Genomic DNA, 18667 nt, shown 5'->3' on the forward strand with positions numbered 1-18667 from the left:
TCCGTTCGGAGGACTAAAGACAGAGCAGCTCGACCGACTTGATTCGCACCGCGCCATCGACGTTCGGATCGTTCGTCTGGTCGCCGATGGCGATGGTGCCGGTCGTCGTGAAGTTGCTCCGCGTGAGCTTCGCGACACCATCGATGCTCACCGTCGCCACCTTCGCCGCATCCACCGCGAGCTCGTAGACATGATACGCGCCGTCCGTCACGGAGAACGCCGCGGACTGCGTGTCATCCGCCCAGCCGATCGCCGCGCTGTCGAGGTAGATCATCTGCGAACGATCCAAGGCGTTGCCAGCCACCGGCGTGAAGCTCCCCAGGATGGCCGCTCCGCTGTCGAGCGAGTTGTGGGGGCTCACCGATTCGACCTGCATCGTCACCTGGAGCTTGAACGGCTTCGTCCCATCGAGCGTGTTCGCCCGCGCGATGAGCAGTTTGCCGCTCGTCCGCGCGCCGCTGTCCGTCGACGTCGCGAGGCGAACGGAGTCCTCGCTGTAAGTGAGCGTGTTCGGCGTCTGCGCGACTGTCGTCCAGCCTTGCTCCGTGAGGTCCTCGCCGCCGCGCAGCAGCGGAATGCTGGCGCGCGCCGTCCAGCTCGCCGTCGCCGCCGCCGGCTGGCACGTTTCGCAGGGGTTCTCCGGGTTCACCGCCCCCTCGGCGTAGAGGATGCCGTCAATGAAGCACTGCGGGCTGCACAGGCCGTTCGAGCAAACCTGTCCCGGGCTGCATTGCGTCCCGTCCGTGCGCTGCGTCCACGTGCTCGCGGAGGTTTCCGGCGCGCACTGCTCGCACGAATTCGCCGCGTTCACTGCCCCGGAGGCAACCTGCTGGTCGTCAATCTGACAGACCGCGATGCAGACGCTACCCTCACAGGCCTCTTGGGTCGCGCAGGCCTGGTTGCAACCACCGCAGTGCGCCGGGTCGGTCTCGATGCTCGTACAGGCGCCGCCGCACAGCGCGAAGCCGACGCTGTCGCACGGCTCTGGCACAGACGCGTCAGGTGGATCGACGGGAGTGGGGGAGGCGTCCTTGCCGCAAGCAGCGACGAAGCCGAGCACGACGATGCAGGAGAGCGCGATAGCGCGAAGGGAGGTCATGGCGTCTGCCACCTTACGCGCCCCTGAGGTGCCGGCAATGGCGATGCGCTGGCTCCCCAGCGAAGCGGTGGTTTCCCCACGCGACGGGCGTGCGTGGACGTGCTACCCCAGGGCCATGTCTCGCGCTCCCCGAACCGACGCCTCACCCGAGGGGCCGTCCGCCTCCGTCTCTCCGTCCGAGCTGTCGCCGGACTCCGCCTTCACCTGGCACTCCGAGAGCGCGGTGCCCGCGCCTGCTCGGCTGTCTCCCGTGAATGACCGCCTCAGCGCGGATACGGCACTCAAGCGGGTGCGCCGAGGCGAGTTCCTGCTGTACTCCGGTGACTTCCACAACGCCAAGCAGCTCCTCGGCGCGCTGAGCCGGCGGCTCCAGCAGCCCGCGAAGGCGCGCTCGCCGCTGGAGGCCTTCCGTGCCGAGCGCAAGGCACGGCAGCTCGAACACGAGACGCTGTCACGCATCGTCGTATCCCTCGACCGCGACTACCGGCTCGGGCTCGCGCGGGCGCCGGACACTTCGCTGACATGCCAGCAGGTGTGGGGGGCTCCCACGACGGACACCACCGTGGTCCCGCTCAAGCAGCTCCTGGGCATGCTCGGGGCGGCGGAGTGGCGTCGCAAGGGGCTCGCCGTTCCTGGCCTCACGGGGCTGCTTCACCCGCACTACGGCGTCTACCTTCCGACCCGCACGGACTATGTGGAGCTGCTGCTCTCCCTCACGGAGGTGAAGGGCAAGCGCGTGTTTGACATTGGCACGGGCACCGGCGTGCTCTCGTTCATCCTCCTCCAGCGGGGCGCGGCGTCCGTGCAGGCGACGGACTGTGACTCGCGCGCCGTGGCCTGTTCCCGGGAGAACGCGGAGCAGCTCGGGCTCGGCAAGCGCTTCCAGGTGGCGGAGGCCGACCTGTTCCCGAAGGGCACGGCGGACCTCGTGGTGTGCAACCCACCCTGGATTCCCGAGCCGCCCAAGAACCGGGTGGACCGCGCGGTGTTCGACGAGGACAGCCAGTTCCTGCGGCGCTTTCTCGAAGGACTCCCCGCCTCGCTGGCGCCTGGCGGCGTGGGCCTGCTGCTCCTCTCGGACCTCGCGGTGCTGCTCGGTCTGCGCTCACCCGGGTGGCTCGAAGCGGAGTTCGAACGGTGCGGCCTGGCGGTGGAGTGGGCCCGGTCGACCCCGGCGCGGCACTCGAAAGCGAAGGACACGTCGGACCCGCTGCACATGGCGCGCTCGCGCGAGCGGACCACGCTCTACTGCTTGAAGCCGGTGACCTGAAGGAATCACCCGTGCCCGGTGAGGGGAACGGTGGGCTTTGTTGTTGAGAGAGGTGACGGCGAATGGACGCCGTCACGCCCCTCAGGAGCTCCACTTTGAGAGTCCTCGGTTCCTCCCTCACCATGGCGGTCGCCAGCGCCTTCCTCCTCACGAACGCCGTCCCCGCGCATGCGGCGAAGGTGCCCACCGAACCGCGCGAGCTTGCCCGCGTCAACGGGGAGGGTGGCAGCTACGTCGTCTGGCTCGAGTCGCCCAACGGAGAGGTGGACGTCGCCGTCGCGACGGCCTATCCGCACCGCCCCGTCGTGGCCCCCCGCTTCATGCAGACGCACACGCCGTCTGAAATCTTCCTCGCCGTGGTAGCCTGGCGCCAGGCCATGCCCGAGTTGCTCGAAAGCGAGCAACTGCTCTCGGTGGAGGAAGAGACGCGGGTGCTCCTCCAGCGCGAGAACGCGGACGAACTCGCCGGCGTGAACCTGGACTTCCCCCGCGAAGTTCAATCCCTGGCGCACCCCCGGCAACTGCACCACCTCCTGCTTCAAGTGCTCGGGGGGAAGCTGCACCTGAGCGGGGCTTCACCGGCCATATCCGTCATGGCATGTGCCTGAGCGCGTCACGCCCACCGCTGCCGTCTTCGAGACTACCGGACACGTCGCGCAACACGCGCGGAAGGTGACGGTTGAAGGCCAACAGAAGCAGAGAAGCTCCACCGTGGCCTGGACGGTATGGGTCCGTCACGGAGTAACGTCACGGCCCCACGCGCGCTGCTTCGGTCATTCCGTCCCATGAAATCCACCTTCGTGACGTCGCTTGTTGCCGTGCTCGGACTCGCCTGTACCGCCCCAAGAACCGCCGAGGACGGCCACTGGTACTCCAACTCCGTTCAGGAGCAGGGCGATGATCGGGTTGGCGAGTACGTCTCAGGGCAGTGGTCCTTCAAGACGGCTTCGTATTGGATTGAAGGCCCCGAGGGACTCATCCTCATCGACACGCAGCTCGTGCCCACCGCGCTTCGAAAGAAGATTCGCCTCGCGGAGAACAGGACGGGCAAGAAGGTGAAGCTGGCCATCGTCCTGCATCCGAATCCCGACCGCTTCAACGGCACGGCGTGGGTGAAGGGCCTCGGCGTCCCCGTCGTCACCTCCGCGCAGGTGCTCGCCCGCATCCCGGAGACGCATGCCCGCTGGTGGCCCGTCTTCTTCGAGAAGTACGCCATCTCCCTCTACCCGCGCATGCTCACCCTCCCCGACAGCTTCGGCGGCAGCACCACGGAATTGAGCGCGGGCGGTGTCACTGTGAAGGCGCACGTGCTCGGCGCGGGGTGTAGTCCAGCCCACGTCGCCGTCGAGTGGGAGGGACACCTGTTCGTGGGTGACCTCGTGGCCCACGGCAGTCACAGCTGGTTCGACAACGGAAACACCGAGGCGTGGCTCCAACGCCTGGACGAGCTGAGCGCGCTGAAGCCGAAATGGGTCCACCCGGGCCACGGGCGCCCCGGTGGCCCCGAACTCATCGACCAGCAGCGCGAGTACCTCCGCGCCGTCATCGACGCCGTCGCCGCGGAGCACCCGCGGGGCGCATACACGCAGGAGGCCTTCACGCGAATCATGGACGCGGTGGTCCACCGCCATCCGGAGCGTGAGTTCCCCCACTTCCTGCGGCTGCTCCTCGGCGCGGAGTGGGCACGGCAGGCAGCCCCGCCATCCTCCGTCCACTGACGAAGCCCGGAGCGGAAGGGCTTCGAAGCCCTCAGAGTCCTTGGGGCCTCGGGGCCAGGGGCCGCCCAACCCTCCCAGCCGGTAGCAGGGAGTCCCAAGGGGTTTGCCGCACCCGTGCGTGCCGCAAGGTCCGAGGCCCGCGTGGCTCCGCGCGCTGCCGCAGGTTACTGCGCCTTCGGTGGTGGCGGCGCCAGCAGGACGCCCCACATGAAGTCGAACTGCACCGAGCCGTCGAGCACGGCGGGGATGGGCCTGCCGGTCGGGTTGTAGGGGAGCATCGCCTGGGCCGCCGGGTTCGTCGTGCCGTTGGCACCGAAGGACGCGTAGACGTGGCAGGCAATGCAGGACGAGGCGGCCACGGTCCCATTCCCCACGATTCGCTCGATGACCGAATTGCCCAGCGCGTAGGGCGTGCCGTCGGGGGAGGTGTAGTCCACCATCGTCGACTTCAGGCAGTAGTTGTCCCAGACGGGCGAAAGCTTCGCAGCGGCCATCACGGCCTTGAGCTGAGCCGTCTTGTCGCAGGCGCCGTACTGCGTGTTGACGGCCGCCCGGTTCGTCGAGACGGCCGGGTTCGTCGCGCCGAAGGTGTCGTAGCAGCCGATGTCGTCGCAGCGGCCAGGAAGGCGCCGATTGGACGGTGCCGCTGCTACTTGCTGTCGAGGATGAAGACGCCGTCCCAATCCTCGGGAGGGGGCGCCGTGAGCAGGGCCTCGCATCTGGCGGCGAACCGTGCCGAAGGCACGTCCTCCGGCGAGGCGAGGAACGCGGCGCGGGCCTCGGCGAAGCGGCGGGCCCGGTAGAGCGCGAGCCCCTCGGCGAAGCGCGCCAGGTGCGGTGGAGGCGGCGTGCCCGCCGGGCCCACCAGCTCGAAGACGCGGACCGGCCGCTGCTTGCCCTTGACGCGCAGCAGGTCCAGCTCTCGCGCCAGCACCACGCCCCGGGCGGCGGCGAGCGTCTCCTCGGCCACCAACGTGCGGGTGCCGTAGACCTTGGCCGCGCCCTCCAGGCGCGAGGCCAGGTTCACCGTGTCGCCGATGACGGTGTAGTCCTGGCCTGCGCTGGAGCCGATGTTGCCGGCCACGCCCTGCCCGGTGTTGATGCCGATGCGGCAGTCCAGCGGGGGCAGCCCTCGCGCCGTGAAGCCGGGGGCGAGCCGCTCCACCACCGCCACCAGCTCCAGCGCGGTGAGGCACGCGCGCGCCGCGTGGTCCTCCTGCGGCAGCGGCGCGTTCCAGAAGCACATGATGGCGTCGCCGATGAACTTGTCGAGCGTCGCGCCGTGCTTCGTCAGCACGCCGGTGGCCTGCTCGAAGTAGGTGTTGAGGACGGCGACGAGGTCCTCAGGGCTCATCTGCTCGCTCATGGCGGTGAAGCCCACCAGGTCGCTGAAGAGCACGGTGAGCATCTTCCGCTCGCCGCCCGGCGCGGCCTTCTCCGGGTGCTTGAGGAGCTCGTCCACCACCTGGGGCGCGAGGTAGCGCTTGAACAGGCCCTTTATCTGGTCCCGCTGCCGCAGGCCGATGACCATCTCGTTGAAGGACTGCGCCACCCGGCCCACCTCGTCCGAGCCGCGCACGGGCACCTCGACGGTGAGGTCCCCCAGGCGCACGCGGCCGGCCGCGGCCTCCAACTGTACCAACGGCGAGGCCATGCTCCGCGCCATGAAGACGGCCGCCGCCAGCGCGAGCAGCGCCACGCCCACGGCGGTGGGGATGAGCCAGCGCTGGAAGCGCTGGAGGATGGGGTTGATCTCCGCGTCGAAGTCGCGCAGCACGAACACCTGGCCGATGCGAGTCCCATCCACGCCGCTCAGCTCACCCCCGCGCGCCAGGTAGTGCGTGCCTTCGATGTACACGTCGTGGGCCTGCCCGGACCGCATGCCGTCGCCGTCGAAGAGCGAGCCCACGGGGAGCTGCGCGGCCAGGGCGCCGTCCTCCGTGCGCACGACGAAGCGGGCGCGGGTGTCCCCCATGTGCGGCCCGGGGGCCCGGGGCGCCAGGGGTTCCTCCAGCAGCACGTCCCGCACCCACTGTCCGGACAGCACCACGCCCACCTGGTCCCGCCGCGAGCCGTAGGCGGGCTGCGCATGGACGAGCAGGAGGTCCCCTTCGCGGAGCGCCTCGGGAGGAACGAAGACGAAGGGCAGGGCGCGCAGCTGCGCGGGAGACCAGAGCGCGGAGGTGGGGCCGCGCTGGAGCGACGTGGAGAGCAGGGGGACGTCGACCGGGCCTTCGCTCAGTTGCTCTGGTGCCGCGCGCGTGTAGACGAGCCGCCCGCTGGCGTTGAAGAAGGCCCAGGGCAGCGGGCCCTCGCGGCTCCAGCCGAAGGCCTCGGTGTCCGCCGAGTCGATGACCTCGCGGGCGCTGATGATGCCGTCCGTCTCCGAGCTCGCGTCGCCCAGCCCCGCCTCGGCGTCGACGGAGTTCACCGACAGCGACATCTCCTTGAAGGAGCGGTCCAGCGTGCGCGCCTCGGCCACGTCGCGGATGCGCTCCTGGCTGGCGCGGGCGAGCTGCTCGAAGGCCTCCAGCGTCCGCTCCAAGTCACTGGCGATCTTCTCCTTCGCCGCCGCCTCCACGGCGAGGTTGGTGAGCAGCAGCGCGGTGACGAGCGCCGCGCCCGCGAGCGCCATGAAGGCGAGGATGAGCTTCTGGGTGAGCGTCACGGGCAGCGCTCAGCGATTCTTGTCGGAGTAGTCGGGCCGAGGGGTGTACTTCTTGCCGCGCTTGTCCAGGTGGGTGTCATCGGTGCGCGTCTCCACGAGCGTCAGCGTGGCCGTGCTGGCGCGGCCCGCCTCCACGACGACCTCCGCGCGGGCGATGTCGCTCTTCTCGTCCCGCCGGTGCACCGCGAAGAGGGGGTAGCGCCCGGGGGGGACGCCGCGCAGCACGAAGCGCCCGTCCCTGTCCGTCACCGCGAAGGCGCGGTTGGGGACCACCACCAGCGTGGCCACCATCTGCTCGTGGATGTCGCAGTAGACGTCGATGATGCCCGTCTTCTTGAACGTCTCCACGTACTTCTCGCCGGGCCGGTTCTTGCCCGCGTCGAACTTGCGGGCCACCGAGCGCGAGAAGACGTTGTGCAGCACCACGTCCTTGTTCAGGAACTCCACCTTCTGCCCGGCGACGACGGGCAGCACGCCCGGGGTGAACGCCTTGTTGGCCTGGCTCATCACGGCCACCTCGGCGGGGGGCTCCTCCGTGTAGCCGGTGAGGTAGACGACGATGCCGGAGCGGTCCGCCTTCGGCCGCGGCTCGCCGTCCGCGCCGATGACGGAGACGCGCACCTCTCCCTGGACGCTGCCCGGCTCCGCCGACGCGAGCGGCGCGGCCACCAGGAGCGCCAGCAGCAGGGATTTCAGAGCGCGACTGCCCATATGAGCCTCGGCATGAAGCGGGGGGTTTCGGGGGCCACGGCCGTCAACCCGAACAGGGTGCCGGCCGTTATCCACATCCGGCCGAACGTCCACGCCACGCTCGGCCCGACGAAGAGGTGCGGGTCCTGGTTCGCGTCCTTCAGGCCGAACTCCCCGAAGGACTCGAGCGACACCTGCAGCTCGTCTTCGATGACGGGGTAGGCCACCCCGACGGAGTACGTCCCGAGGATTCGGGTCGGCCCCTCGTCGCCGCGCAGCGAGGGGAAGCCCACCTGCGCGCCCAGGTCGACCGTCGTCCGGAGGCCGTTGTCCCACTGGTACGAGCCGACGAGGTCCACGTCCACGCGCGAGGGCTCGGGCGTGTTGATGGCCTGGTGCCACACCGCGCGCACGAGCGGCTGGAAGGCGCCGTCATCCCCCCGGGGGAAGAGCCGGTAGCGGAAGTCCGCCTCGAAGGACTCGAGCTGGGTGTCGGTCTGGTTGGCGCGCACCTGGAAGGGAATCGCGAGCTCCAGGTGCTGGCTCAGCCCGATGACGGGCCCCCACCATATCCAGTACACCGAGGGCCGGTCGGGGGCGCTGGGCGCGCGGCTGCGGGCCCACAGCCACTGCTCGAGCTCGACGTCCCCCTTGGGGACGATTTCGGTGTCAAAGGTCCAGATGAAGGGGCGACGCCCCGCCTGCGCGGGAGCGGCCCACGTCAGCCCCGCGATGCATGCCACCACTGTCACCCAGTGGGCTGTGCGCATTCGGCCTCCCCACCCCCGTCTCGGGGGGTGACTGTGCGGTTGACTATCGCACCTTTCTGATCGTGAACAGCGGCAGGAAGACGTGGACCAGCGGGCCGATGCCGACGGCATAGAGCACCGTGCCGAGGCCGACCGATCCGCCCAGCGCCCAACCGACGGCGACGACGGTCAGTTCGATGGCGGTCCTCACCCATTTCACCGGCCAGCCGGTGCGCGCCACGATACCGGTCATCAGGCCGTCGCGCGGACCGGGGCCCAGCCCCACGCCGATATAGGCGCCGCTGGCCACACCGTTCAGCACGATTCCCGAACCCAGAAATACGGCTCGGATCGGCAGGCCCAGGTCCACCGGGAGCCATTCCAGACTGAAACTCGCGGCCGTGCCGATGACCAGCACATTGGCCACGGTGCCGATTCCCGGCCTCTGGCGCAGGGGAATCCACAGCAGCAGCACGGCCATGCCAATCAGATTGACCACCAAGCCGAAGCCGATTCCGGCCGGAGCGGCGAAGCGCTCGAACACGCCCTGGTTCAAGACGTCCCACGGATCCAGCCCCAGCTCGGCGCGGACGATCAGGGCAATGGACAGTCCATAGAGGACGAGGCCGAAGAACAGTTGGATCAGACGACGGGTCATCCAGTCGATTTGCGCCAAACTGGCCGCTTGAAAAAGGGCCAGTCATGCCATTCTGGCCTGATGCCGCGCCGCTCCATCGGTCCCGTCTCCCTGATGCGTCATCTCGGCGCCTGGCGCACGCCGGGGGCGGGCGCCGCCTATCGGCAACTGGCCGGGGCGGTCCGACTTCTGATTTTGGACGGGAGACTGCCGCTGGCAGCCCGGCTGCCAGGCGAGCGGGAAATGGCGCAGGCGCTGGGTTTGAGCCGTACGACCGTGTCGACGGCCTACGGGCGACTGCGGGATGACGGCTTTCTGACGGGCGGCCAGGGAGCGGCGGCGCGCACCAGCCTGCCGGCCGGACCGGGTCCGCGCCGGGCGTCCGAGGTCGAATCGGCGGCGGCGGGAATGATCGACCTGACCGCCGCCGTGCTGCCGGCTGATCCCAATGTCCACGCCGCCTATGTCCGCGCCCTGGAGCGGTTGCCGGCGAGTCTGCCCGGTCACGGCTATGAGGCGGCCGGTCTGGAAGAAGTGCGCGAGGCGGTGGCGGCGGGCTACCGGCGGCGGGGGCTGCCGACGTCGCCGGGGCAGATCCTGATCACCCACGGCGCCCACAATGGGCTCGTCCAGCTGTTGCGGCTGACGGTGCGACCCGGCGATCCGGTGGTGTTCGACCACCCCACCTATCCGCAGGCCATCGACGCCATCCTGGCGGTGGGCGGGCGCCCGGTGCCGGTCGCCCTGCCGGACGGCGACGAGGCGGAGGGCTGGGATCTGGAGGGCCTTGTCTCGGCCTGCAAAAGCAGCGCCGCCGCCATGGCCTATCTGGTGCTGGACCACCACAATCCAACGGGTCGGATGATGCTCGCGCCGGACCGCGCCCGGTTGCTGGCGGCGTTGAAGGGCTGCGAGACCCTTCTGGTTCTGGACGAGACCCTGGTCGAGCTGACGCTGAGCGGTCCAACCGCGCTGAGCGCCTCGGCCGTGGACTCGCCGCGCATCGTACGGCTGGGATCGATGTCCAAGAGTGTGTGGGGCGGGCTCCGCATCGGCTGGATCCGCGCCGACCGGGCTGTGATCCAGCGGCTGGCCCAGAGCCGGGCCAGTTTCGACCTGGGGACGCCGATCCTGGAGCAGCTGGCGGCGGTCGAGCTGTTGAACGATGGCGGCGCGGCCTTGGCGGCGCGCCTGCCGTTGCTGCGCGCGCGGCGGGATCATCTGCGGGCGCTCCTTGCGGAGTGTCTGCCGAACTGGGGCTGTCACTGCCCAGTCGGCGGCCTGTCGATCTGGGCGCGACTGCCGGCGCCGATCAGCTCCGCACTGACGGTCCAGGCGGCCGAGCAGGGGCTGCGTCTGGCCGCGGGGCCCCGCTTCGGCGTGGACGGCGCCTTCGAACGCCGCCTGCGCCTGCCTTACACCCTGCCCGAGGCTGATCTTAACGAGGCGGTCGAACGGCTGGTTCGCGCCGCGGAGATGGTCGGTCGAACGGCGAAGCCCGCTCTCGCCGCGGCGCGGGGGCGGCCGGTCGCGGTCTACTGACCGCCCACGCTTTTCGGAGTCGATGTCGTTGCTGCAAGGCGTCCCGAAGCCCGCGAACACGAAGGCCGGTAGTCCCGAGTTTCCTCAAGAACTACCGGCCTTTATGCGTGAGCGGCGGAAGGGATACGAACCCTCGACCCCGAGCTTGGGAAGCGCGGCCTCGACCCGTCCAGGCGTTATCAGCCATTCGCAAACCCTCGGAGTCCTTGGGGATTCGGGGCCCGGTGCAGTCCAACCATCCCAGCCGGTCGCAGGGAATCGCAAGGAGTTTGCTGCACCCGTGCTGCAAGGTCCGACTCCTGCGCGGCTCTGCGCACTGCCGGGCGGGGCGGAGCGCCCGCTCACCGTGCGGGAGGTGGCGGAGCGGTTGGCCATCTGCACCGCTACCGTCTACCGGTTGTGCGAGCGGGGCGAACTGGCTCACGTCCGGGTCAGCAACGCCATCCGCGTCCGACCAGCGGACGTGGACGCCTTCATTGCCCGAGGTCAAGGCTGACCTGGCAGTTCCCGGTTCCCGGCCCTATGGCGGGAACCGGAATCTTCTGAGTACTGCGCCCGAGAGAGAGCCCCTCGCCTGCCCGGACCATTCGCGATCGTTTGCTTTGGGGAGAGCGGTTGTTGATGGCTCCGGTTCGGCTCGTGCAAGTGGCGCACTTCAGGGCGCGGTCAACTCGCACTTACCGAACGAGATGCCACCGCGCCCGTGGTCTTCAATGAAGTCCAGATTGCGGAACACCTGGAGGTTGAACTGGGCAATGTAGCGAATGAGCCTCGTGGCCACCAGGATGAGGTGCGAGTCCTGGTGGCCACGAGTGCCCACGGAATCGGGGCAGGCTCCCTACGTCCTTGAACCCGCAACGGCCACGTGACTTCTGGGCATGCCCTTACCGAGGGAGCTGGTCCAGCGCGTGGAGCAACTGCGCCACGGACGGGCGCTTTTTGTAGTCCTGGTCCGCGTGCGCCCAGCGAACCTCCCCCTCCGTGATGATAAACGCAGCGGATACCGCGAGCATGTGGTGGTCCCGACCCGACGCGGCCTCAATGTCGAGCCCCATGTTCTTCAGCCTCGCGAACTCCGCGTCGTCAACGTGGCGCACGACCCGAAAGGCGCGGTGCGCAACCAGGTCGGGGTCGGAGAGCACGGGAAACGGAATCTCGTAGGTGGCGCGGGTCTTCGCCGCCTCTTCGATTCGGTCAACGCTGAGCGCAACCGGTGTCACTCCCCGGCGGCGGAACTCCGGGAAGGCGGTCGTCAGCTCGCGAATCTGGAAGTTGCAGAAAGGGCACCAGCCGCCTCGGTAGAAGATGACCAACAGCGGGCCGCGCGACCCCAGTTCACGGAGGCTCACCTGGCGGCCCTCGGCGTCGGAGAGCGACACGTCGGGCAGGGCGGCACCGACGGGTAGTCCAATTCCCTCCGGCAGCGTGCCGAGTTGGTCGGCGGCAGGATGGGTGTAGGCCTTGGTCGGCGGCCCGGCGCTGGCGGCACCCGTGGCCGCTGCGGGGGGGGAGGTTGGCTTGGGTTCCTCACGCTTGCAACCGCTGACTCCCGCGGACAGGAGGACTCCGGCGACGAGGGGCGCCAGGGTGTGGAGGGGGCTCTTCATTTGCGCTCCGGAGGTGTCATGTCACTGAACCGTTTCATGAGTTCGTCCTTGAGGGCGGGCGGCACGACTCCCTTGACAGGCTGCCTGGCGTGCGGACCGTCGCCTTCATTTCCGTGGAGAACTCCGTGGGTTGTTGGCGGGGGGGGTAGATGGCGTCTACGCCCGGTTCACATACGCTTCGAGTATGGCACGAAGCTTCGCGCGCGCCCGGTGTAGCAGCGCGCGCTGAGCGGAGCGTCACCACCGGCTGTTGATTCAGGGGAGCGCGGCAATGGGCTTGCCCCGATTCCGTGGCTCTCCCGCACTTTATGTGATGGGTAGTCTCAGGCGGCGAGCAGCACGCGGCGACGCAGCAAGTTGAAGCTGGCGCGGCCGAACATCTGGCGCTTGAGGAACTTGAGCTTCGTGATTTGGCCCTCTGCCTGGGCGTTGCTCCAGGGAGTGGTTAGGGCCCAAGCGGAGATTACCTGTCCGGATCTTGAGCGCGGAGGCCGATTTTCCGGCTTCGGAGCGCCTACCAGGGTTGGGTAATTGGTGCTCGGGCCCTTAGCGCCGCCCGGACGGCATCGCCGTCCTGCTCAAGCCCCTGCGCGAAGGTCTCCACCGTGCGTACGCCGCACGTGCGCGCTTCGGCCAGCCACTGCTCGAAGGTGGCGCACGAGGAGATTGGCTCGGCACCGTGCGTGACGCCGCGTTCGCGTACCAACTCACAGAAGCGACGTGCCAGCGCCAGGACGCGAGCCGCTTCCGCATCCTGCTCGAGACGAGCCAGGGGGGCTGCCTCCGTGGCCGCGAGCGCAGACTGCGGCTGGACGCAAAGCCAGGCCAATTGCTTCGGCGAGGGGAGACTCCCGTTGGGGCGCGGGTTCGTGGGATTCGGGGCGTTACCGCAGCGCGTACGGGGCGTCGAGCGCGCTGGGGCCGTGCGCCGAGTCTGCAGCCAGCGATGGACCTGCCGCGACGTGCCTCCGAAGCCTCTGGCACGAATCTCCCGCCAGAGGGCGAGCGCGTTCGCGCACCCGGTGGCATGCCGCTGCTCCAGGTACTGCAGAAAGGGGTCGAGAATGCTCGGGCCAGGTACTCGGACAGCACGCTCCGGAAAGGTTTCCGCGCGGGCATACTTGCGCACCGTGGCCCGCGCCAGCTTCAGGGTGCGGCTGATTCTCAGCAAGGGCTCTCCGGCCAGGTGCAGACGGCGTACCTCTTCGTACGCGGCGACCCGGCGGGCCCGGCTCTCCTCGCCAGCGCGCTCCTCGCTCCGAGTACGAGGGAAACTGGCGTGACGGCGCACGGGGGAGGACTCCACCCCCGGTACTTCGGGGAGCGCCCGAAGGCGTGCGTGAGCCCCCGTCAGCCAGCGCTCCACCATCTGCCGTGCATTGAGCAGCAGGTGCCAGCGGTCTGCCACCTGCTGGGCATCGGGAGCACCGAGGGCCGCCGCACGTGAGTACTCCGTCGAGCGGTCTCTGGCGATGAGTTCGACGCCTGGATGTTGACGCAGCCATGCGGCGACAGTCGGTGCCGAGCGGTCGGGCAGCAAGTCGACGACGCGGTGCGCCTCCAGGTCGACGAGGATGGAGCCGTAGGTGCGGCCTTTGCGCAGGGCCCAGTCATCCACTCCGAGCATCCGCGGCGTGGTGTAGGCAGGCAGAGGGGCCCGGTGCATCAGGCGCAGGAGCGTGTCGGGACTCGTTGGCATGGCGAGCGGCGAAAGCAGCCTGGCTCCCGCTTCTGCTCCAGCCGTCATGCCTACCGCGCACTGCGCCGCAGCGAGCCGACGCGTACGCCGGGCACGTGGGGCGAGCAGGCCGGGCAGTCGCTCCGCGAAGGTGCGCCGAACGCACTTCGTGTTTCGACAGGAGAAGCGTCGCACATGCAGATGAAGCTGAACGGAGCGCCCGGCGGCGGGCAGGTCGGCCGGACGCCGGACGTAGGTGCTGTGCGGGGTGTCACTGTGCGTCTTGCAGGAGGGACAGCGCGCACCTCTCCTCTCTGGGCGTGCCACGACGACAGCTCCCGCAGAACTGTGACGTGTCACGCGCTCTATCCGACAACCAGGAATCGAGTACAACTCTCTCATTCCCAGTAGTACTCGCCGCGGCGGCACCCTGCCGACACCGTCTGCTCCCTCGCTCGCGAATCACATGACGTGCGGGAGAGCCGATTCCGTGGACACCTCGCGGGCCCCTGACGCAGTCGTGTTAACGTCGCCCTCGAAACGGACGACTCCTTGGGTGTCCCGGTGCTCATTTCGCAGGGGCTTCCGGGGCCCGCGCATGAGGGTGTTCCCGCACCCTCTGCGCACCTTTCGTCCCCGTCCTCCTGTCCGCCCACTTCATCAGCGGGCGCGGCGCTCCAGTTTCTCGCCGATGATGGGCGGGCATTGCCACCCCATCACGTAACTGGTTCGATTTCGGGGCTCGCTCCATCAACCAGCGTGAGCGTCAACAGTCTCACCCGGACACGCCTGCACCGCCTCGATCAATCGCTTCGCGAGGTTGGCGACGTCACCTGAAGCGCGTCGGACTCTCGTCCCCTGCCGCTGCATCGCCACGGAGGGCGCGGGTGCCACCGCCGAGAACGCGCGCTCCACCGCCGCCTTCACCAGGCGTTGCTGCTCCACCAGGTACTCGTGGAGCAGTCGTTCACTCTTCGATTCCAGCGTCGCAGGGGTTTTCGTGTGCATCCGCCACGGGTTGCACACCGCGACGACGGCCTCAACACCACCCCTGAACGATTACGTGTTCAGATGCGCGACACGAGTCGACGCGCACCCGCGCGCAAGCAGCAACAGCGCAGCAATTCCCAAGGCTTTCGTGCAGCCCCAGGCCAGTCGATAGGACACTGACAGGCGATAAGCGACACGGCAGCCGGGGGTAACGACCTCAGTCATCCAAAGTGCAAACACAAGCCTCTGAGGTCTACACACGTTCATGGCTTGGCATGGCGGTTCTCGAGGACCTTGTTTGGAAGTCCTAAGTGCAAGTGCCATGGCAGTACTACGTGCCATGAGCGGGCGACGCCCTGTGGGTTGCCCGTAGGACTCCTCGCTTTGGGCGAACCCCATTGACGGGCGGAAAAGCGCACGCGCGGAACGGTCGGAAGCCATTGCGCAGTGCGGGGTGGACTATTGAGAGGCCCCACGAATACGACTGCTCACTCACTCGCTTGATCGACGTAAGGCGCGAGGAACAGCTGCGGCGACAACATTAACAGGCATGAAGCCGTTTACACCCACCGAGGGGTATCTTCGACCATTTCGTGTGGCCATCCTGACCACATTCATCACCCTGCGACGCAATTACCCAGATGATTAATAGACTTGAGTTCGCATTCACGCTCGACTACGTACGCCACCCCATTCACAGGAGACTCAGATGACCAACCCAGTCCGCTTCGCATTCACCCAACCAAGCTCGCCGGGCGTTGAGTTCATTATCGAGTTGACGGACGAGAATACGATTTCCCATGCACGAAAGATTCTCTCGGGAGAAGAGAAGGACGAGATTCACGTTCATGGACGCATCATCAAGAGGTCCCAGCCGTACAACCCGAAGTTTTCATTCCATCTGGACCCGAGCACCATCCGGTTCTTCGCGATGGCCATTGAGGTCTGCGACGCGAACATGGTGTACGTGGAGGACCACCTGGATGAGGCGGGCGGCGCGTTCCTGCCGGGGGGCCACTGGTGCCCATGGGACTCCAAGCTGACGCGCGAGGTGACTTGAGGTAAGAAAGCTGCCGGGCGGCTGCGGGTGAGTACGTAGTTCACGGCGTCGCGAAGTCCCAGCCCAACCGCGCCGATTCCGCAGCCACCCACTATCAGTTCGCCAGCCTCGCAACGGCGAACCCGGCCCCAAGCCCGGCAAGCCGGGCCACGAAGGCGACCGTATTAGGGCCCGAGCACCAATTACCCAACCCTGGTAGGCGCTCCGAAGCCGGAAAATCGGCCTCCGCGCTCAAGATCCGGACAGGTAATCTCCGCTTGGGCCCTTAAAGAACACGTCCCCCGCCTGCTGGCGTAACGATTCGTTCTCGGCGCGCAGCCGCGCAGTCTCCGGCGCGGTCTGAATGCAGCGGGTCTCCGACAGCCAGCAGCCGCCCTCAACCTCGACGTCTGTCGTGCCTCCATCCGGAAAGAGCTGTGCGCGCTCGACGCTCACGGCCTCCGAGCCCGACGCGGGAAGCGCGAGCAGCGCAGCCATCACGAGCGCGCCGAGCTTCACTCGTCGCCCCGGGAGGCGAACTGCCCAAGCACGGCGATCGCCGCAGCCTTCTCCGCGTATCCGCTGCACGAGCCCCGTCTTCCGTGGGACGGACGGACGCCGCATGCTGGCGGCGTGAACGGGACGCTTTCAGCGCGGCGACGACTGCTTGCGTATTCCGGCGAAGGTGAGCACCCATTCCAGCGCAAGCCGAGCCGCCGTACCGGCCATGGCGAGCAGTCGGAGCGTCAGCGACGCTGGACGTTCGTTCACTTCGCCTGCTTGCGCCCCTTGGTCAAATTCGCGTCTGCCTTGCGGATGGACGCGTCGGCCAGGCGGAGCCGGTGGGCGTTGTGGACAAGTCGGTCGAGGATGGCGTCGGTGGCAATGCGTAGGGCGGTGGCCAGCAGCGAGGGCGCCGCCAGGCAGCGGAAGAAGACTTCCTTGGGCACCATGGCCCAACTCCAACTGCCGGGTGTCCACCCGCTCCGCCTCGGCGACGAAGAGGCGGCGCTTGAGTAACTCCAACCGCAGCCTCTCGTGCGAGGCTTTCAGCACGTCCCGCTCCCTCTCCAACTGCGCGGCGCGCTGCCTCTCGGCGCTCAACAGCGCCTCGAGCTCGGCGATGCGCGCCTGAGAGCCAGTGGGACGCGCGAGACGTGGCGCGCTTCCTCAAGGTGCGCCGCTCGTGGGTATACCAGAAGGCCGAGGCGGGCCTGTTGCCGTGCCTGCGTGTCGGCGGGCTCGTGCGCTTCGAACCGGAGGCAGTGCGCGCGTGGGCGCGGGGGGACCGCTCGCCTCCTGCCTGCATCCTTCCGCTCCCCCGGAAGCCCAACTCATAGGATGTGCTGCCACTTGTGTTACACTGACCCGATGAAGAGAGATTCGACCTTGAACCTTCGGTTGCCGGTGGCGGTAAAGGAGGCCCTTGCCGAGGCTGCGGAGAAGGACCTCCGCACCTCCTCCGGCATGGCAGTTCACATCCTGGCCGAGTGGCTGACGGCGCGGGGCTATCTCGCGCGCCCGGAGGCCACACCCGCGAAGCCTGCCCGGCGGAAGGGAGCACGGTAGCCATGGCGAGCGTCTACGAGAAGGCGGGCAAGTGGTATCTGCGCTTCAAGGATGCAGAGGGCCGGTGGCGCGACAAGGCGACCCATGCGCGCACGAAGACCGAGGCCCGGCGCATCGCGGGAGAGCTGGAGCGGAAGGCCGAGCGGGAGCGGCTCGGACTGGAACCGCGCACGTATGCGGACGGCGGGGGCGCGCTAACGGTTGAGGAGGTGGTGCGCTGGTATTGCGACGCATACCTCAAGGACCGGCCGTCCTATGAGCCCACCCTGCGAGCGCTCCGGCTGCATATCGCGCCCGAGATTGGCCACTTGCTCGTAGGTGAGTTGACCATCGCGAGGATTGAGACGTGGTTGCAGGGCAAGGCTCAAGCGCTGGGCCCGCAGAGCCTGAATCACCTCCGGGGCTATCTGGTCCGCGCCTTCAACAAGGCCCGCAAGGCGGGCAAGTGGGCTGGCGAGAATCCCGCCCTGTTGGTGGACACCCGGCGCGTTCCTCGGCGGCAGTACGACTACCTGCGAGCGGAGGAGGTTCCGCGCCTCCTGGCTGCACTGAGCCCGGACCTGCGCCCCTTGTTCGGGGTGGCCATCTATACCGGCCTGCGCAAGGGCGAGTTGCTCGCGCTCCGAAAGGAGGACGTGGACCTTGAGGCGCGACGCCTGACGGTTGCGCGCTCCCATGACCGGGACACCACCAAGGGGAACCGCGCGGACGTGATTCCGATAGCGGAGGAGGCCGTTGCGTACTTCCAGCAGGCCAGCGCGGACTCACCCTCCGGGCTGCTCTTCCCGGCCCCGGACGGCTCCATGCGCCGTCGGGACTTCAAGGCCCAGGCCATCCTCCAGCGGGCTCTGGGGCGGGCCGGCATCGTCAGCGGATGGAAACTCGTCTGTCGCCGCAAGGGATGTGGCTTTCAGGAGGAGTCGGACGAGGCCGAGGCGAAGCGGTGTCCGCGCTGCGACATGCGCCTCTGGGCGAAGCCGAAGCCGCGCCGGTTGCGCTTCCACGACCTGCGCGGGACCTGCGCCTCGTTGCTCATCCAGTCCGGGGCAAGCCCGGCAGCGGTGGCGAGCGTCCTGCGGCACTCGGACCCGAACCTCACCATGCGGCGCTACGCCCATATGGACCCGGCCTACCTGCGTGAGGAAATCAACAAGCTGTCCTTCGCGCCTGTCCCCCTGCATCCGCCGGAGGTGCGGCAGGCGCGAGCCGGGGAGGGGAGCGGAGGGAGCGGCTTCGCGCCGTTTGCTGCACCCTTGCTGCAAGGCATCCCGAAGCCCGCAAACACGAAGGCCGGTAGTCCCGAGTTTCCTCAAGAACTACCGGCCTTTATGAGTGAGCGGCGGAAGGGATTCGAACCCTCGACCCCGAGCTTGGGAAGCTCGTGCTCTACCAACTGAGCTACCACCGCGGG

Annotated in this window: 18 protein-coding genes, 1 tRNA gene and 2 pseudogenes; 8 read left to right on the top strand and 13 right to left on the bottom strand. The window is 68.2% G+C overall.

All coding sequences use genetic code 11. The features are described 5' to 3' along the window. Nucleotides 1-13 precede the first annotated feature (13 nt). Nucleotides 14-1099 carry a hypothetical protein gene (locus G4D87_RS01530; RefSeq protein WP_163777636.1) on the bottom strand — a complete coding sequence of 362 codons (1086 nt, stop codon included), beginning with the start codon at nucleotides 1097-1099 and terminating at the stop codon, nucleotides 14-16. Nucleotides 1100-1214: 115 nt separating this feature from the next. On the opposite strand from G4D87_RS01530, the gene G4D87_RS01535 reads away from it, so the two are divergent. The 3 genes from G4D87_RS01535 to G4D87_RS01545 all read left to right on the top strand — a co-directional run bounded on the left by G4D87_RS01535 (nucleotide 1215) and on the right by G4D87_RS01545 (nucleotide 4087). Next, complete coding sequence (locus tag G4D87_RS01535) at nucleotides 1215-2369, top strand: 50S ribosomal protein L11 methyltransferase (RefSeq protein ID WP_163777638.1); 1155 nt, start codon at nucleotides 1215-1217, stop codon at nucleotides 2367-2369. 122 nt (nucleotides 2370-2491) lie between these two features. Continuing rightward, the gene (locus G4D87_RS01540; protein WP_163777640.1) at nucleotides 2492-2977 is read left to right on the top strand and encodes a hypothetical protein; all 486 of its coding nucleotides are present in this window, start codon (nucleotides 2492-2494) and stop codon (nucleotides 2975-2977) included. 177 nt (nucleotides 2978-3154) lie between these two features. Continuing rightward, the gene (locus G4D87_RS01545; protein ID WP_163777642.1) at nucleotides 3155-4087 is read left to right on the top strand and encodes an MBL fold metallo-hydrolase; all 933 of its coding nucleotides are present in this window, start codon (nucleotides 3155-3157) and stop codon (nucleotides 4085-4087) included. Nucleotides 4088-4251: 164 nt separating this feature from the next. Here G4D87_RS01545 and G4D87_RS01550 read toward each other — a convergent pair whose 3' ends face one another. Genes G4D87_RS01550 through yczE form a run of 5 tightly spaced genes read right to left on the bottom strand, consistent with a single transcriptional unit; the run spans nucleotide 4252 to nucleotide 8870 of the window. Further along, entirely contained in the window at nucleotides 4252-4770 is a 519-nt protein-coding gene (locus G4D87_RS01550) for a hypothetical protein (protein WP_163777643.1), read from the bottom strand. Next, entirely contained in the window at nucleotides 4737-6755 is a 2019-nt protein-coding gene (locus G4D87_RS01555; RefSeq protein WP_163777645.1) for an adenylate/guanylate cyclase domain-containing protein, read from the bottom strand. Before G4D87_RS01555 ends, G4D87_RS01550 begins: the two co-directional genes overlap by 34 nt. 9 nt (nucleotides 6756-6764) lie before the next feature. Continuing rightward, entirely contained in the window at nucleotides 6765-7466 is a 702-nt protein-coding gene (locus tag G4D87_RS01560; RefSeq protein ID WP_163777647.1) for a carboxypeptidase regulatory-like domain-containing protein, read from the bottom strand. Then, the gene (locus tag G4D87_RS01565; RefSeq protein ID WP_163777649.1) at nucleotides 7448-8215 is read right to left on the bottom strand and encodes a hypothetical protein; all 768 of its coding nucleotides are present in this window, start codon (nucleotides 8213-8215) and stop codon (nucleotides 7448-7450) included. The genes G4D87_RS01560 and G4D87_RS01565 overlap by 19 nt, the downstream gene beginning before the upstream one ends. Before the next feature lie 43 nt (nucleotides 8216-8258). Then, the gene (yczE, locus tag G4D87_RS01570) at nucleotides 8259-8870 is read right to left on the bottom strand and encodes a membrane protein YczE (RefSeq protein ID WP_205507372.1); all 612 of its coding nucleotides are present in this window, start codon (nucleotides 8868-8870) and stop codon (nucleotides 8259-8261) included. A 9-nt stretch (nucleotides 8871-8879) separates the two neighbouring features. Here yczE and yczR point away from each other — a divergent pair, with 9 nt between their 5' ends. After that, nucleotides 8880-10373 (top strand): MocR-like transcription factor YczR, encoded by a 1494-nt coding sequence (gene yczR / locus G4D87_RS01575; protein ID WP_205507373.1) that lies wholly within the window; start codon nucleotides 8880-8882, stop codon nucleotides 10371-10373. A gap of 280 nt (nucleotides 10374-10653) precedes the next feature. Next, nucleotides 10654-10869, top strand: a complete 216-nt coding sequence (locus G4D87_RS39180; RefSeq protein WP_240357933.1) for a helix-turn-helix domain-containing protein — start codon at nucleotides 10654-10656, stop codon at nucleotides 10867-10869. A 159-nt stretch (nucleotides 10870-11028) separates the two neighbouring features. Here the strand turns inward: G4D87_RS39180 and G4D87_RS01585 are convergent, their stop codons facing one another. The 4 genes and pseudogenes from G4D87_RS01585 to G4D87_RS01600 all read right to left on the bottom strand — a co-directional run bounded on the left by G4D87_RS01585 (nucleotide 11029) and on the right by G4D87_RS01600 (nucleotide 14666). Further along, a complete protein-coding gene (locus tag G4D87_RS01585; protein WP_163777655.1) occupies nucleotides 11029-11193 on the bottom strand; it encodes a hypothetical protein in 165 nt (54 codons plus the stop codon). 64 nt (nucleotides 11194-11257) lie between these two features. Continuing rightward, on the bottom strand, nucleotides 11258-11980 hold the full coding sequence (locus G4D87_RS01590; protein WP_163777657.1) for a peroxiredoxin-like family protein: 723 nt from the start codon (nucleotides 11978-11980) through the stop codon (nucleotides 11258-11260). A 323-nt stretch (nucleotides 11981-12303) separates the two neighbouring features. Then, a pseudogene (locus G4D87_RS01595) lies at nucleotides 12304-14060 on the bottom strand (ISL3 family transposase). Nucleotides 14061-14408: 348 nt separating this feature from the next. Next, complete coding sequence (locus tag G4D87_RS01600; RefSeq protein WP_240357934.1) at nucleotides 14409-14666, bottom strand: hypothetical protein; 258 nt, start codon at nucleotides 14664-14666, stop codon at nucleotides 14409-14411. Between the two features lie 691 nt (nucleotides 14667-15357). Between G4D87_RS01600 and G4D87_RS01605 the strand changes: the two genes are divergently transcribed. Beyond that, nucleotides 15358-15708, top strand: a complete 351-nt coding sequence (locus G4D87_RS01605; RefSeq protein ID WP_163777661.1) for a BP74-related protein — start codon at nucleotides 15358-15360, stop codon at nucleotides 15706-15708. A 231-nt stretch (nucleotides 15709-15939) separates the two neighbouring features. On the opposite strand, the gene G4D87_RS01610 is transcribed toward G4D87_RS01605, so the two are convergent. Beyond that, nucleotides 15940-16206, bottom strand: coding sequence for a hypothetical protein (locus G4D87_RS01610; RefSeq protein WP_163777664.1), 267 nt, complete (start codon nucleotides 16204-16206; stop codon nucleotides 15940-15942). A gap of 248 nt (nucleotides 16207-16454) precedes the next feature. Next, nucleotides 16455-16640, bottom strand: coding sequence for an ATP-binding protein (locus tag G4D87_RS39185; RefSeq protein ID WP_240357936.1), 186 nt, complete (start codon nucleotides 16638-16640; stop codon nucleotides 16455-16457). A gap of 204 nt (nucleotides 16641-16844) precedes the next feature. Between G4D87_RS39185 and G4D87_RS01620 the strand changes: the two genes are divergently transcribed. Beyond that, the gene (locus G4D87_RS01620; RefSeq protein WP_163777667.1) at nucleotides 16845-17027 is read left to right on the top strand and encodes a helix-turn-helix domain-containing protein; all 183 of its coding nucleotides are present in this window, start codon (nucleotides 16845-16847) and stop codon (nucleotides 17025-17027) included. A 231-nt stretch (nucleotides 17028-17258) separates the two neighbouring features. Then, nucleotides 17259-18368, top strand: a pseudogene (locus tag G4D87_RS40195) (tyrosine-type recombinase/integrase); the annotation flags it as partial. Between the two features lie 223 nt (nucleotides 18369-18591). Here G4D87_RS40195 and G4D87_RS01630 read toward each other — a convergent pair. Next, a tRNA-Gly gene (locus tag G4D87_RS01630) sits at nucleotides 18592-18664 on the bottom strand. Nucleotides 18665-18667: the final 3 nt, after the last annotated feature.

This window comes from Myxococcus vastator, from assembly GCF_010894475.1.
GTDB lineage: Bacteria > Myxococcota > Myxococcia > Myxococcales > Myxococcaceae > Myxococcus > Myxococcus vastator.